The following is a 13,921-nucleotide window of genomic DNA, read 5'->3' as shown; positions in this document are numbered from 1 at the left end:
TCTCCAGATGCTTCAGCCCAGCCGCGCCGGGATCAATCCGCGCAGCGAGTTGCCGACGAACAGCGCCTTGGCCGATTTCAATTCGTTCCACGTGTAGACCGCTTCACCGGCGCGGCCTTGATCCAGCAGTTCGCCGCGCAGGACGCCAGGCAGCAGGCCGCAATCGAGCCGCGGCGTGGCCAGCACGCCGTCACCGAAATCGGCAAAGACATTGGTGATCGTGCCCTCGCAGATTTCGCCGCGCTCATTGGCGAGCAGCACCTCGTCGGCGCGGCTGGCGAGATATTCGGCGCGGGCGCGCGTATAGGTTTGTCGGCGGCTGGTCTTGTGGCGCAGCAGCATGTCGCTCGAATCAAGCCGCACCCGTGCCAGTTGAAGTGTCCAGACCTTGTCTGCGGCGAGCGGCTCGTAAGGCTGCGCCGAAACCGCGACTTCGCCCTTGCGCGACAGGACGAGGCGAGTGCGCAACGCGATCTGCTGGCGGCCGACCGCATTCATCAGCGCTTCGCCGACCCTTTGCGGATCGCAGGCGAAACCGAGTTCGCTTGCCGAGCCGTAAAGCCGCGCGAGATGGCGGTCGAAACGGACGAAACCCGAGCCGGGTTCCCAGCGCATTGTTTCGATCAGTTCGAAATCGGCAGTGTTCCCGTCGCGAAACGGGCTTTCAGCAGACACTCCTGGTACTCCTCTTCGGCTGTCGAATCGAAGACGACGCCACCGCCGACATTGTAGACCGCCTCGCCATTGGCAAAGAGCGAGATGGTGCGGATCGCCACCGAAAAGCGCATCCGGCCGCCAGGCGCGATCCAGCCTATGGCGCCGCAATAGACATCGCGCGGGCCACTTTCCAGCTCGCGCAGGATCTCCATGGCGCGGATCTTCGGTGCGCCGGTAATCGAGCCGCAGGGGAACAGCGCGGCGAAAATCTGGCGGATGGCGAGGCCGGGCAGGAGTTTCGCCCGCACGCGGCTCACCATCTGGTGGACGGTCGGGTAGCTCTCGATGCGGAAAAGCTCCGGCACATCGAGCGTGCCAACCTCGCTGATCAGTGAAATGTCGTTGCGCAGGAGATCGACAATCATCCGGTTCTCGGCCTGGTTCTTCTCGTCGTTGCGCAAGAACGCTTTCAGGCGATCGTCCTCGGCTTTTGTTGCCCCGCGCGGCGCGGTGCCCTTCATCGGATGCGTCTCGATCATGCCTTCCGCGTCCACCTCGAAGAACAGTTCGGGCGAACGCGACAAGACGATCGGATCGCCGAGCGCGACCAGCGCCCCATACTTCACCGGCTGGCGTTCGGTCAGCGCGTTGAAGGCGACCAGCGGATCGCCCGACCATTGCGCATGGACCGGAAAGGTCAGATTGCCCTGGTAGCAGTCGCCCTTGCGGATGTGGTCATGCAGCCTGGCAAAGCGTTTGGCGTAGTCGTCCGAAGACCAGGCTGCCTTGGCGTCGAAGATTGGGCCGTTGCTAGCCGGCAGATCGCCTGGCGCGACCGTCTCTTCGACCGGCGCATCGAACACGCCGAGGCAAAAAAGCGGGGCGCGGCGGCCGGCCGGCAGCAGCGGAACGAGCTTGGGTTCGAGCAGGTAACCGGCCTCGTAGGAGAAATAACCGGCCAGCCATTTGCCGCCGTCATGTGCAGCCTGCGCGGCTTCCAGCGCCGGCAAAAAATCCGCCTCGCCATGCGCTGCGATTATCTCGGCCGGCCGGTCGAAAACGAGCTGCCGCGCGGTCTCGTCGTTCCTGAAAATTGCAAAGGGCAGGGGCAGGGACATAAGGCTCGGATGCTGCGGTCACCAGCGATCGATCTATATGGGGGCTCGACCGTGCGCAATCGAGGGAACGGCGTCTCAAGACGCAAAGGCGCGGCGGCGGCAAAAACAAAAGCGGCGCCAGAGGGCGCCGCCTTGTTCCAGATGCAGCCTGCGATGGATCAGGTGTTGCTTGCTTCTCCCGCGGTCGGGAAGCGGCGCGCAAATTCCTTTTCGTCGCCGGCGGCAAGCAGTTTCGCCTGCTCGATCCAGCGTTCACGTTCGATACGGCCGTCGAAATTTAACGTCGCCTCGATCCGCTTGACATCGTCGGGTGTCCAGGCGGCGATCTGGGCATAGGTCGTGACCCCAAGCCCTTTGAGCAGCCGCTCGTTGGTCGGGCCGATGCCGATCAGGCGACGCAGATCGTTGGCATTGCCTGCTGCCGCGGCTGTTGCCTTGCCGGTCGCGGCTTTCTTTGCCGCTGGCGCGGTCTTGCTTGCCGGCGCAGCCTTGCTTGCCACTGGCACAGTCTTGGGCGCGGTGGTCGCTTTCGATGCGGCCGGTTTCGGCGTTGCCGGTTTAGCGGCAGTTGCGCGCGGCGCAGCCGCGGCTTTGGCCGTTGCAGATTTCTTCGGCGCCGGTTTGGCCGGTGCGGATGTCGACATCAGCGTTGACGGCGCCTGCATCGCGGCTTTGGTCGCGCCGGTCTTGGCGGCTGGCGCCTTGGCTGTTGCCGCCTTCGCGGTTGGCGCCTGGGTGGTTTTCGCCTCGCCCAGCCGGCGTTCGAGATCGGCGCGGGCGCGGCCGCATGCATCCAACTCACCGGTCAGACGGTCGCTATCGGCGCGCAATCTGTCGCGTTCGCTGCGCGTGCGGTCTAGATCGCCGCGCAAACTGTCGAGTTCGCCACGCAGGCGTCCCCAAATGAACCAGCCAACCAACACACCTACCAGGAACGCCAGGAGCATGTAGAAAAAAGTGCCCATTGTCTTTCTCTCTCTCCAGTCCGATCCGTCCGCCCTGGCCTGTAGAGCCATGACCTCGGCGAAGGACCATTCGATGGTGGTTCCGCAATTTGCAGAACAGCCGGCTTCGATCGAGCTGTCGGCGACCGGTTTGCCCCTAGCCAACAACCGTTGTCGCATCCGCCGACACGCCATGGCCGGTCGGGATTTTCCGACGGATCCATTCGTGCCCGGCTGAGCTTGAGGGCGGACGCTATCATACAGCTTACGGGAATCTAACGGAAAACTTCCATGGAAAGTTATTTAAGAACAAATAACCAAGACAAGAATAGAACCATCGCCAATATGCATTGCTGCTAAACTGTTCTGGAAAGCCGGTCATCCGGTGTTGCGCATCACCCAGTCTTGCGCATCAATTGTCCAGTGCTTCCAGCTCGTCGATCAGTCCGCTGATCACGCCAAGCCCGATCTGCCAGAAGGCAGGGTCGGCCGCGTCGAGGCCGAACGGCGCTAGAAGCTCGGAATGATGCTTGGTGCCGCCGGCGCGCAGCATGGCAAAATATTTCTCCTGAAAGCCGCGCTCGGCGTTCTGGTAGACCGCGTAGAGCGAGTTCACCAGGCAATCGCCAAATGCGTAGGCATAGACGTAGAAAGGCGAGTGGATGAAGTGCGGGATATAGGTCCAGAAAATCTCGTACCCTTCGCGCAGCTTGATCGCCGGCCCGAGGCTTTCCGCCTGCACTTCCAACCAGAACTGGCCGAGCTTGTCGGAGGTCAGTTCGCCGCTCCTGCGCTCGGCATGCACTTTGCGCTCGAACTCGTAGAAGGCGATCTGGCGCACGACCGTGTTGATCATGTCCTCGACCTTCTGGGCGAGCATGGCCTTGCGTTCGCGCTTGTCGGTGGTCTGCTCGAGCAGCGAGCGGAAGGTCAGCATCTCGCCGAACACCGATGCGGTTTCGGCCAGCGTCAGCGGCGTCGACGCCATCAAGGCGCCTTGGCCGCCGGCCAGCACCTGGTGCACGCCGTGGCCGAGCTCGTGCGCCAGCGTCATCACGTCGCGCGGCTTGCCCATGTAGTTGAGCAGCACATAGGGATGCGCCGAAGGCACGGTCGGATGCGCGAAGGCGCCAGGCGACTTGCCGGGTCTCACCGGTGCATCGATCCAGTTGCGGTCGAAGAAAGTTCTGGCGATCTCCGCCATGTCGGGCGAAAAGCGCTGGTAGGCGGAAAGCACGGTGTTCTTGGCCTCGTCCCAGCCGATGACCGCCTGTGGGGTCTCGGGCAATGGCGCATTGCGGTCCCAGTGGTTCATCACCTCCATGCCGAGCCAGCGCGCCTTCATCGCGTAATAGCGATGCGACAGGCGCGGATAGGCGTCGCGAACCGCCGCGGCGAGTGCATCCACCACGCTGCGTTCGACGCGGTTGGCGAGGTGGCGGGAATCGGCAATGTCCTCGAAGCCGCGCCAGCGGTCAGAAATCTCCTTGTCCTTGGCCAGCGTGTTGGTGACCAGCGTAAAGACGCGCAAATTCTTGCGGAAGGTCGTGGCCAACGCCTCGGACGCCCGGCGGCGCACCTCGCTGTCTGCGTCCTGCAGGCGATTGAGCGCCGGCTCCAGCGTCAGCTCCTCGCCGTCGACGTCGAAGCGCAAATCGGTCATCGTCTCGTCGAACAGGCGGTTCCAGGCCCCGCGCCCGGTGATCGATTTTTCATGGAAGAGCTGCTCGATGCGGTCTTCGAGCTGATAGGGCTTGTCCTTGCGCAGATCGAGCACCCAGGGCCGGTAATGGGCGAAGGCCGGATCGGCGGCGAGTGCGTTTTCGATCGCGCCATCGTCGATGAGGTTCAGCTCGAGCGCGAAAAACAGCAGGTGCGCGCTGGCATCGGTCATCTTTTCCTGGATGTCGCCATAGAGCTTGGCGCGCTGCGGATCCGACGTGTTGCCGGCATAGACAAGCCCGGCATAGGAGACGATGCGGCCGATCAGCTCCTCCAGCGCTTCATAGGCCTGAAGCGCCTCGCCCAGCCTGCCGGCGCTGCCACGCCCGGCCTCGGCGGCGAGCGTGCCTTTCCAACGGCTCTCGAAGGCGATGGCATCGGCGGCGGCCTTGGCGATGTCGCGCTTCAACTCGGGCGCTTCCATGCCCGAATAGAGATCGGCCAGATTCCATTCCGGCAGGTCGCCAAGCTGCGCCACGCCCTGACCGGGCGCCGCCGCCAGCTTTCGAGCAAAAACCATGCGCATTGCCGATCCTTCCAGACACAAAAATTCGAGGAAACGAGAAGCCGGTCAAATCCTAAGGAATTCATTCACCGGGTTTTTTGAAAGCTTATTTAGAACCCTGTGCCAAGATGATCCATAGGGCGCATTCTCGGGCGGGCACGGTCGGATCAGTCATGGCAGCTTCCATACTCATAGTCGATGACGATCCCGTGCAGCGCAGGCTTCTCGAGGCGGCGGTGACGAAATTCGGCCACACCGCGATCGTCGCCGATGGCGGCGAGGCGGGTCTCGAGTTTGTCGACGGACCCAATGCGCGCGACGTGTCGGTGGTCATCCTCGACCTTATGATGCCCGGGCTCGACGGCATCGGCGTGCTGAAGGCGATGCGCGAGCGTGGCATCCACATTCCCGTCATCGTGCAGACCGCGCAGGGCGGCATCGAAACCGTCGTTTCGGCAATGCGTCACGGCGCCTTCGACTTCGTCGTCAAGCCGGCCTCCCCCGACAGGCTGCAGGCGTCGATCGGCAACGCCCTCAAGGTCGAAGCGCTCGAAGGCGAAGTGAAGCGCTCGTCACGACAGCGTGGCGGCCATCTGACATTCAAGGACATGATCACCCACAGTCCGGCGATGGATCGGGTGATCCGGCTCGGCCGCAAGGCGGCGGCGTCCAACATTCCGATCCTGATCGAAGGTGAATCCGGCGTCGGCAAGGAACTGGTGGCGCGCGCCGTCCAGGGCAGCGGCGACCGCCGCTCGAAACCCTTCGTCACCGTCAATTGCGGCGCCATCCCCGACAATCTGGTCGAATCGATCCTGTTCGGGCACGAGAAGGGCTCGTTCACCGGCGCCACCGAAAAACATACCGGCAAGTTCGTCGAAGCGCACACCGGCACGCTGTTCCTTGACGAAATCGGCGACCTGCCGCTCGACGTGCAGGTCAAGCTGTTGCGCGCCGTGCAGGACGGCGAGGTCGATCCGGTCGGCGGGCGTTCGACCATCCGGGTCGACATCAGGCTGATCTCGGCAACCCATCGCAACCTGCTGCAGCAGGTCAAGGACGGCAAGTTCCGCGAGGATCTGTTCTATCGGTTGAACGTCTACCCGATCGTCGTGCCGCCATTGCGCGACCGTCGCGACGACATCCCCTATCTGGTCGAGCACTTCATGGAGAAGGTGGCGCCCGCCGATCCGCGCCACCGCCTGCGGGGCATCTCGGCTGCGGCGCTTGCCATGCTGCAGGCCTATGACTGGCCGGGCAACATAAGGCAGCTCGAAAATGCCGTCTTCCGGGCTTCGGTGCTTGCCGACGGCGACATGCTGACCGAAGAAGAATTCCCGCAGATCCGGGCGCAAGTCGAGGGCACGGTCAATCTCGATTCGGGTATCGCCTTGCCAGCTCCAGGATGGCCAGCTTCAGGGGGGCCAACTCCAGGGTGGCCAGTTTCCGGAGTGGCTTCGGGCAGCCAGCCGCGCGACAACATATCGGCCGCTGGCGGCATCGCAGCCGCCGACGCCGATGCACCAGCCAAGCCTCGTTTCGGCACGCTGCGGGCGCTCGACGAGCGCGGCAATGTGCGTGCGCTGGCCGACGTCGAACTCGAAATGATCAAGCTCGCCATCGATCACTATAGCGGCCAGATGAGCGAAGTCGCCCGCCGCCTCGGCATCGGCCGGTCGACGCTCTACCGCAAGCTCAAGGAATACGGCATCGACCCGGAAACCGGCCGCGTTGAACGGCTTGCTTCCTGAGTCACAGGGCCAAGCCGGTTCTCATCCGGACATCCATTCGAAGCAAGCACGCCTCGAAACGAGGTATTCGCCGCTGTGTTCACGTATTAAGGCGGACGGTAACAGATCGTGTTTCGAGCTGGCGCCAAAACATGATCTAAACCAGCGGTTTACCAAGATATCCTGCGCAATATTTTTGGCGGGATATCGCCACCGTGTTACCGCATTTCGGCTTCAATAAGCGATGATTAACCATTAGGATCGATATTCGGATGCACACACCACGCATCCGTTTGGTCAAATCCGGGGACAAAACGGCAGCCTGCAAGGCCTTTTGATTTGAACAGAATCGAACGACACGAAAACGGGCGGCATTATCACATGAGCGTCTGGCCGAGATGGCTGGCAGCGGTGATTGTTGCTGTCGGGTTCCTTGCAGCAGCGGCAACCGGCGCCCGCGCCGAGACACGTTCGCTGAAGCTCTATCATCTCCACACGCATGAAAAGGCGGAGATCGTCTACAAGCGCAATGGCCGCTACGACCAGGCGGGCCTGCGAAAGATCAACATCATCCTGCGCGACTGGCGCCGCAACGAGCCGACCAAGATGGATCCGCGCCTGCTGGACCTGGTCTGGGAAGCGTATCGGGAGAGCGGCGCCACCGATTACATCCAGGTCGTCTGCGGCTATCGTTCGCCGGCCACGAATTCGATGCTGCGCAGCCGCAGCAGGGGCGTCGCCGAAAAAAGCCAGCACATGCTCGGCAGGGCGATGGATTTCTATATTCCCGGCGTGCCGCTGAAGAAGCTGCGCGACGTCGGCCTCAGGATGCAGGGCGGCGGCGTCGGCTACTATCCCAGCTCCGGCTCGCCCTTCGTGCATATGGATGTCGGCAATGTACGCCACTGGCCCGGCATCAGCCGCCAGGAACTGGCGCGCGTGTTCCCCAACGGCAAGACGCTGCATGTGCCGAGCGACGGCAAGCCGCTGCCTGGCTATCAACAGGCGCTCGCCTCCTACAAAGCCCGCAAGGGCGCCGGCGCGCCGGCCATTGAACTCGCCAGCGCAAGCGGCGGTGCCAAAAAATCCCGTGGGTTCCTGGCAGCCCTCTTCGGCGGTGGCGACGACGAGGCGGACGACAGCGCCGACGTGGCGATGGCCGAGCCGGCGCCAAAGCCCCGTAACGTGAAGCCGGCGCCGTCCGCCAAGAGCAGCAACCTGCCTGGCATTGCCATCGTGGCGCCTCAGGATGCCAAGCGCGCTCAGATTCCGGAAGTCGCCGATGCTCCGGCGCCTGCGCCTGAACCGGAGAACGACACGCCGGAGACGATCATCGCGGCATTGCCTGCCCGCAGCATCCCGCTGCCGGATTTTGCTCCGCGTCCGAAGACCGACGTCGGCGCCCAGCCGCCTGAAAACGTTCCGTTCGGCGTGGCGGATGCGGCTGGATCGACTGAACAGGCAGTGGCGACCGCGCAAGCGCCGGCAAGCGTGACGCCGGCCAGTGTGGCACCGGCAAATGTTCCGTTCGGCATAGCAGACCCGTCTGCTGCGGCCGGCCCGGTGCAGGTCGCGGCAAGCAACATTCCCGTGCCGAGCTGGCGGCCCGATCATTCGCTGCCGGCCGATCTTTCGCCGGCGGGTCTTGCGCCGCAGGACAAGCAAGTGTTGCTGGCGCTGGCGAGTGCGGCCGAGCGGAGCAACACCGCCACCGACGCATTCTCGGTATTGCCGTCGGCGCGGCCCGACAGTTCCCAGCCCGACGAGGTCAAGGCCGTTCTGGAACGGGTCAGCGCGACCGACGAATACAAGGTCGCGTCGCTTTCCGAGCAAGCATCGGTGTTCGAGGAACCGGCGAGCGACGATGGGGCATCGAGCGACGGGGCATCGCCGCGCGAGGCCATCGTTGCCCGCCCGGCAGGTTCTGATCCGGCGGCCGTCATCGGAGCGGGCGTGAAGACCACACGCAAGGAACCCAGGGCCACCGCCCGCGACCTGAAGCCCGGCCCCAAGCCGGTGGTGGTCGCCGCCGCGCCGCAGGCCGCCCGGTGGGCGCTGCACAGCGGTGAGTATGTCGCAACCGTTTCAGATGCGACAACGGCGCCGCGCTACGCCTACGACTTCGTCCGTACGGCACCGAGCGAGGTCTATACGATAGGTTTCCAGCCGGGCAACGAGATGGCCGACGCAAACCGGTTCACCGGCAAGGCCGTCAAGTTCATGTCGGTGGCCCGCTTCAAGACCGAGTAGGCCGCGCTGGGCAAAATATCGTAAAGGCTGCGCTGGCACCCCGCGCGGCCTCCACCGCCGGCACTGGCTTCCTTCATCCAGGGATGCTAACCAGCGGTAGGCATTCTCCCGCTTCGTCTAATGGTAGGACAGCGCCCTTTGAAGGCGTGAATCGTGGTTCGAGCCCATGAGCGGGAACCAGCCGGCGAACCAGATCGGCGGCGGCTTTTTGATGCAGAAGATGCTAGCGCCCGAGCTTGCTTGCCGCGCGCGCCAAGGCTTCGATCTCGTCCCATTTGCCGGCCTTGACCAGATCGTCCGGCGCCACCCAGGAACCGCCGACGCAGATGACGTTGGGCAGGCTGAGATAGTCGGCGGCGTTCTTGCCGGTGATACCGCCGGTCGGGCAGAATTTCACGTCGGCAAGCGGCGAGGCGAAAGCCTTGAGCGAAGCGATGCCGCCCGACTGTTCGGCCGGGAAGAATTTCAGGAAGCGCAGGCCGGCTTCGCGGGCGGCCATGACCTCTCCCGGCGTGATGGCGCCGGGCAGCAACGGCACGTCGCTGTCCTTGGCTGCCGCGAGAAGCTCGCGGGTGATGCCGGGGCTGACGATGAACTTCGAACCGGCGGCCGCCGCCTCGCCGAACTGGCAGGCGTCCAGGATGGTGCCGGCGCCGACGACCGCGTCTTCGACCTCGCCTGCCACCCGGCGGATCGCCTCCAGCGCGTCGGCGGTGCGCAGCGTGATCTCGATCACCGGCAGGCCACCGCTGGCCAGCGCCCGGGCCAGCGGCACCGCGTCGGCGGGATTGGCGATCTTCAGCACCGGTATGACCGGCTGGCCGTTGAGGAGCGACAGGAGCTTTTCGGTCGTGCTGGGCATTCGTCGTCTCTCCTCTGTTGATCAAGTCGACCGGTTAGCAGAAGGCGGTTTTTCTGTCCACGAAACGCGGCGTGTCGCGATGTCACGCGTGGTGTTCGAAACCTTCCGCGATCAGACCGCTCCCGGCTCTGCCTTGATCCGGCTGTCGTGAGCGTTTAGTGGCTTGGTGATGACACTTCACAGCCAAGCCTTCCGTGTTGCCGCGCTTTACCGCTTCGCTCGGCTCGACACCTTCGAGGCGCTGCGCGCGCCGCTTGCCGCCTTCTGCTGCGCACGCGGCATCAAAGGCACGCTGCTGTTGGCGCGTGAGGGCATCAACGGCACGGTCGCCGGCAGTGAAACGGCAATCGCCGCGCTCATCGATCATCTCGAATCCATCGACGGTCTCGCCGGCCTCGAGATCAAATACAGCAGCGCCGCAACGATGCCGTTCCACCGCATGAAGGTGCGGTTGAAGCGCGAGATCGTCACCATGGGCGTGGACAATATCGATCCGGCGGCAGGTGCAGGCACCTATGTTGCGCCGGCCGACTGGAATGCACTGATCTCGGATACGGGTACCATCGTCATCGACACGCGCAACGCCTACGAGGTGTCGCTCGGCACCTTCAAGGGCGCTGTCGATCCTACCACCAACAGCTTCCGCGAATTCCCGGCCTGGGTCGAGCAGCATCGGCATGAGTTCGACGGGCGCAAGGTCGCCATGTTCTGCACCGGCGGCATACGCTGCGAGAAGGCGACCGCCTATGTGAAGTCGCTCGGTTTGGAGGATGTGTTCCACCTCAAGGGCGGCATTCTGAAATATCTCGAGGACGTGCCCGCCGAACAGAGCCTGTGGCAAGGCGAATGCTTCGTCTTCGACGAGCGCGTTTCGGTATCGCACGGGCTGCTCGAAGGCGAGGCCGAACTCTGCCGCGCCTGTCGGCATCCGCTAGCCGCAGAAGACCGGCTGTCGCCGCAATATGCCACCGGCGTTTCATGCCCGCATTGCTTCGATGCCCGCTCGGACGAAGATCGCGCCCGCTACGCCGAGCGCCAGCACCAGGTCGAGCTGGCGCAAGCACGCGGCGACCGCCACATCGGAATAGCTTCACGTTAAGCAACTTCACGTTAAGCAACAGCGAAGCGATCGATGACCCACAGCCATGTCCCGTCGTTCTGCCGGCGCGCCACCTCGGTGGTGATGGTGCCGTCGGGAAGCCGGGTCGAGGTGAGCGCCAGGTCGCCATTGACGACAGCCGGGCGCTGATCTCCGGACTGAAATTTTCGGCCGGTTGCGGTGATCTCCGCGAACAGCGCCCGGATGGCTTCGCGGCCGAACGTCAGTTGTCCGCCACCGCTGTCGATGACGGCATGCTGCTCGAAAAGCGCGGCCATGCCGTCAATGTCTCCGACCCACTGCCGCGAAATCAGCAGGCGCTCCAGCTCCTGGGGGTCGCGTGCCGGCTGGCGGTCTGTCTCATCGGTCATGCCAGGCTCCTCCCAAGCGACATGCCGCGACATTACTCGAAGTCGAAGCTGGTTTCGACACGTCCGATGTCCACAGCGCCGCGCGTTTTTTGACGCGGATGGAGGCTGCAGCACTATAATTTCCGCGTGAAATCCCAGCAGATGTCGGTGCGACGTCATGCGTGGCAGCGGGCAAAAGGATGCGCCGCGTCATTGTAATGTCAAACTGCGGGACCTAGGTCTTCGACGTGCAAACCCTGCCCGCGCGCCTTTGGCCGGGCCAATTCTGGAGGCATTGATGTTCGATCCCAAGAAGCTCCTCGACGATCTGCTCGGCTCGCAAGTTCCCGGCACCGGATCGACCGTCCGCGACAAGGCCGGGCAGGCGGTGCAGATGGCCAAGGACAATCCGCTTGCCGCCGGTGCGCTGGCCGCGGTGCTGCTCGGAACCGGCCCCGGCCGCCAGGTCACCGGTGCGGCGGTGAAGCTTGGTGGGTTGGCTGCGATCGGTGGCCTCGCCTACAAGGCCTACCAGAACTACAAGAACGGCAACGCGCCGGCCGAGACGCAAGCTGCAGGCGAACCGGAATTGCTGCCGCCGCCGGCCGATACCGCCTTCCATCCGTCGCAAGCGCCGCAGGGCGAAGACGAATTCACGCTGACGCTGGTCAGGGCGATGATCTCGGCGGCGAAGGCCGACGGTCACGTCGATGACGAAGAGCGGCAGAAGATCGCCGGCAAGCTCAGCCTCGCCGGCGTCGGCGCCGAAGCGGAGAAATTCCTGATGTCGGAACTGGAGGCGCCGCTCGATCTGGATGTGCTGATCGCCGGGGCCAAGACCGATGCGCAAAAGCTGGAACTCTACACCGCGTCGCGTCTTGCCATCGATCCGGACACGCGGGCCGAACGCGGCTATCTCGACCTGCTTGCCGGCCGTCTCGGCCTGCCGGATGCGCTGGTCGACCATGTCGAGGCGACGGTGACGGCGGCGAAGGTGCCGGCAGCGGGCAGCACGGGCAAGCCGGTCGCAGGCTCGCGCTGGTAGCTCGAAGAGGAAGCCTCGGAGCTCGGCGCCGTTGGCGTTAGCTTCTCGCTAATCCGGTGGGCGCATGATTTCAGCCAGTCGGATCGGCTTTCCTCCTCCCAAGCCCGGTTCGGATCAGGGGCGGTCGCTAATGGCCGCCCTTTTTGTGAGCACAGGCTTTGGGCCGGCTTGCCATGGTTCCCGTCATTTGCGATGCCTCGTCCCTTTCAGGGAGTACAGCCATGACCGACTCTAAAACCGCCATCGTAACCGGCGCCGGCACGGGCATCGGCAAAAGCGTCGCCACAGCGCTGCTCAAGGCCGGCTGGAATACGGTCTTCTGCGGTCGCCGCAAGCCGGTGCTGGAGGATGCGATCGCCGCGGCCGGGCCGACGCAGGCCAAGGCATTGGCCTTCGCCTGCGACATCAGCAAGGCCGATCAGGTCGACGATCTGTTCGAGACGGTGGCTGCGGCTTTCGGGCGCGTCGACCTGCTCTTCAACAATGCCGGCACGAGCTACAAATTGACGTTGATCGACGACATCCCGGTCGACGTGTGGAACGACATCGTCGGGGTCAATCTCACCGGCTCGTTCCTGTGTGCTCGCGCCGCGTTCGGCGCCATGCGCAGGCAGCAGCCGATGGGCGGCCGCATCATCAACAACGGCTCGGTATCGGCCTATGCGCCACGGCCGGGCTCGGTGCCCTATACGGCGACCAAGCACGCCATCACCGGGCTGACCAAGACGCTGGCGCTGGACGGCAGGCCCTTCGACATTGCTTGCGGCCAGATCGACATCGGCAACGCGCTGACCGACATGGCGCAGGCGATGACGGTCGGCGTGCCGCAAGCCAACGGCACCATTGCCGCCGAAGCGGTGATGGATGTCGAGCGCGTCGCCGATGCCGTCCTCCATATGGCCAGCCTGCCGCTCGACGCCAACGTGCTGTTCATGACCGTGATGGCGACGAAGATGCCGTTTGTCGGGCGAGGGTAGGCAACCGGTCCAGGTAGTATACATGTCGTTGTCCCAAAACCGCTGCGCACTTTTGGGCGACATGCACTAGACTAGGCCGTAAACTCATAAATGCGGAATGACCGGGATAGGTGGAAAGCGGGCTTGGGATTTGTGGAAAGCGCTCATGGCGTATGTCATGCTAGAACTGCAGTCATAGAGAATGGTTCATGCATGAATTGGGAACAGATAGCATCGGATTTCGCTTGGGACGGCTCCTGGCGAGACATCTACGTTCTGAACACGTCTGAGGCAGATTGGCAGGTCGTCTGGGACATCCTCCTCGAATGGACCCCGCCTGCTAGTTTCAGTGTCTCCGGCAAGATCGAGTCGATGCCATTGGGCGTCGAAGCGGCCCTGGAATGCGAAACAGGCAGCTTACTGTCTTTTTACGTCGGGCCAATCCAGCTTGCATGTCACTTCTTCAGCGCTGTCGAAATTGAGTTCGACTTCGATCCAAGGCAAGTCAGCGGAAAAACCGAGGTTGAGAAGCTTGACCGCTTTATGCGATTGCTCGGTGACGCTACTGGGAAGCAGATAATTCTCACGCAGGAAAATGATCAAGAGGCTATCATCGCCCGCTACTCTCCCGATCTTGAGAGTGTGGTCTGGACGTCACTTTCATAGCCAAATGTCTGCCTCCG

At 63.5% G+C, this 13,921-nt stretch carries 13 protein-coding genes and 1 tRNA gene; 8 read left to right on the top strand and 6 right to left on the bottom strand.

What is annotated here, in order from left to right:
* Positions 1-12: 12 nt before the first annotated feature.
* The 4 genes from NKI24_RS00910 to NKI24_RS00895 all read right to left on the bottom strand — a co-directional run bounded on the left by NKI24_RS00910 (position 13) and on the right by NKI24_RS00895 (position 4,967).
* Positions 13-675 (bottom strand): aminotransferase class IV family protein, encoded by a 663-nt coding sequence (locus tag NKI24_RS00910; protein WP_352682523.1) that lies wholly within the window; start codon positions 673-675, stop codon positions 13-15.
* A complete protein-coding gene (locus tag NKI24_RS00905) occupies positions 624-1,775 on the bottom strand; it encodes an aminodeoxychorismate synthase component I (RefSeq protein ID WP_352588086.1) in 1,152 nt (383 codons plus the stop codon). Before NKI24_RS00905 ends, NKI24_RS00910 begins: the two co-directional genes overlap by 52 nt.
* 158 nt (positions 1,776-1,933) lie before the next feature.
* Positions 1,934-2,740 carry a helix-hairpin-helix domain-containing protein gene (locus NKI24_RS00900; protein WP_352742849.1) on the bottom strand — a complete coding sequence of 269 codons (807 nt, stop codon included), beginning with the start codon at positions 2,738-2,740 and terminating at the stop codon, positions 1,934-1,936.
* A 391-nt stretch (positions 2,741-3,131) separates the two neighbouring features.
* Positions 3,132-4,967 carry a M3 family oligoendopeptidase gene (locus tag NKI24_RS00895; RefSeq protein ID WP_352742847.1) on the bottom strand — a complete coding sequence of 612 codons (1,836 nt, stop codon included), beginning with the start codon at positions 4,965-4,967 and terminating at the stop codon, positions 3,132-3,134.
* Positions 4,968-5,119: 152 nt separating this feature from the next.
* Here NKI24_RS00895 and NKI24_RS00890 point away from each other — a divergent pair, with 152 nt between their 5' ends.
* The 3 genes from NKI24_RS00890 to NKI24_RS00880 all read left to right on the top strand — a co-directional run bounded on the left by NKI24_RS00890 (position 5,120) and on the right by NKI24_RS00880 (position 9,106).
* On the top strand, positions 5,120-6,697 hold the full coding sequence (locus NKI24_RS00890; protein ID WP_352742845.1) for a sigma-54-dependent transcriptional regulator: 1,578 nt from the start codon (positions 5,120-5,122) through the stop codon (positions 6,695-6,697).
* 360 nt (positions 6,698-7,057) lie between these two features.
* The gene (mepK, locus tag NKI24_RS00885; RefSeq protein WP_352742843.1) at positions 7,058-8,926 is read left to right on the top strand and encodes a peptidoglycan L,D-endopeptidase MepK; all 1,869 of its coding nucleotides are present in this window, start codon (positions 7,058-7,060) and stop codon (positions 8,924-8,926) included.
* Between the two features lie 106 nt (positions 8,927-9,032).
* A tRNA-Gln gene (locus NKI24_RS00880) sits at positions 9,033-9,106 on the top strand.
* 43 nt (positions 9,107-9,149) lie between these two features.
* Here NKI24_RS00880 and NKI24_RS00875 read toward each other — a convergent pair.
* Complete coding sequence (locus NKI24_RS00875; protein WP_352742841.1) at positions 9,150-9,788, bottom strand: 2-dehydro-3-deoxy-phosphogluconate aldolase; 639 nt, start codon at positions 9,786-9,788, stop codon at positions 9,150-9,152.
* Here NKI24_RS00875 and NKI24_RS00870 point away from each other — a divergent pair.
* Both NKI24_RS00870 and trhO read left to right on the top strand, forming a co-directional pair.
* Positions 9,778-9,939 carry a hypothetical protein gene (locus NKI24_RS00870; RefSeq protein WP_352588071.1) on the top strand — a complete coding sequence of 54 codons (162 nt, stop codon included), beginning with the start codon at positions 9,778-9,780 and terminating at the stop codon, positions 9,937-9,939. The two genes, NKI24_RS00875 and NKI24_RS00870, sit on opposite strands and share 11 nt — an antisense overlap.
* Before the next feature lie 18 nt (positions 9,940-9,957).
* Complete coding sequence (gene trhO, locus NKI24_RS00865; RefSeq protein ID WP_352742839.1) at positions 9,958-10,887, top strand: oxygen-dependent tRNA uridine(34) hydroxylase TrhO; 930 nt, start codon at positions 9,958-9,960, stop codon at positions 10,885-10,887.
* A gap of 11 nt (positions 10,888-10,898) precedes the next feature.
* Here the strand turns inward: trhO and NKI24_RS00860 are convergent, their stop codons facing one another.
* Positions 10,899-11,258, bottom strand: coding sequence for a YybH family protein (locus tag NKI24_RS00860; RefSeq protein WP_352742837.1), 360 nt, complete (start codon positions 11,256-11,258; stop codon positions 10,899-10,901).
* Positions 11,259-11,535: 277 nt separating this feature from the next.
* On the opposite strand from NKI24_RS00860, the gene NKI24_RS00855 reads away from it, so the two are divergent.
* From NKI24_RS00855 to NKI24_RS00845, 3 genes are all read left to right on the top strand, one after another.
* Positions 11,536-12,282 carry a tellurite resistance TerB family protein gene (locus NKI24_RS00855; RefSeq protein ID WP_352742835.1) on the top strand — a complete coding sequence of 249 codons (747 nt, stop codon included), beginning with the start codon at positions 11,536-11,538 and terminating at the stop codon, positions 12,280-12,282.
* A gap of 221 nt (positions 12,283-12,503) precedes the next feature.
* Positions 12,504-13,259, top strand: a complete 756-nt coding sequence (locus NKI24_RS00850) for an SDR family oxidoreductase (protein ID WP_352742833.1) — start codon at positions 12,504-12,506, stop codon at positions 13,257-13,259.
* A 192-nt stretch (positions 13,260-13,451) separates the two neighbouring features.
* A complete protein-coding gene (locus NKI24_RS00845) occupies positions 13,452-13,904 on the top strand; it encodes a hypothetical protein (protein ID WP_352742831.1) in 453 nt (150 codons plus the stop codon).
* Positions 13,905-13,921 lie beyond the last annotated feature (17 nt).

Source organism: Mesorhizobium sp. M0701 (assembly GCF_040320365.1).
Taxonomy (GTDB): Bacteria; Pseudomonadota; Alphaproteobacteria; order Rhizobiales; family Rhizobiaceae; genus Mesorhizobium.
This window is presented reverse-complemented; position numbering and strand designations above follow the sequence as displayed.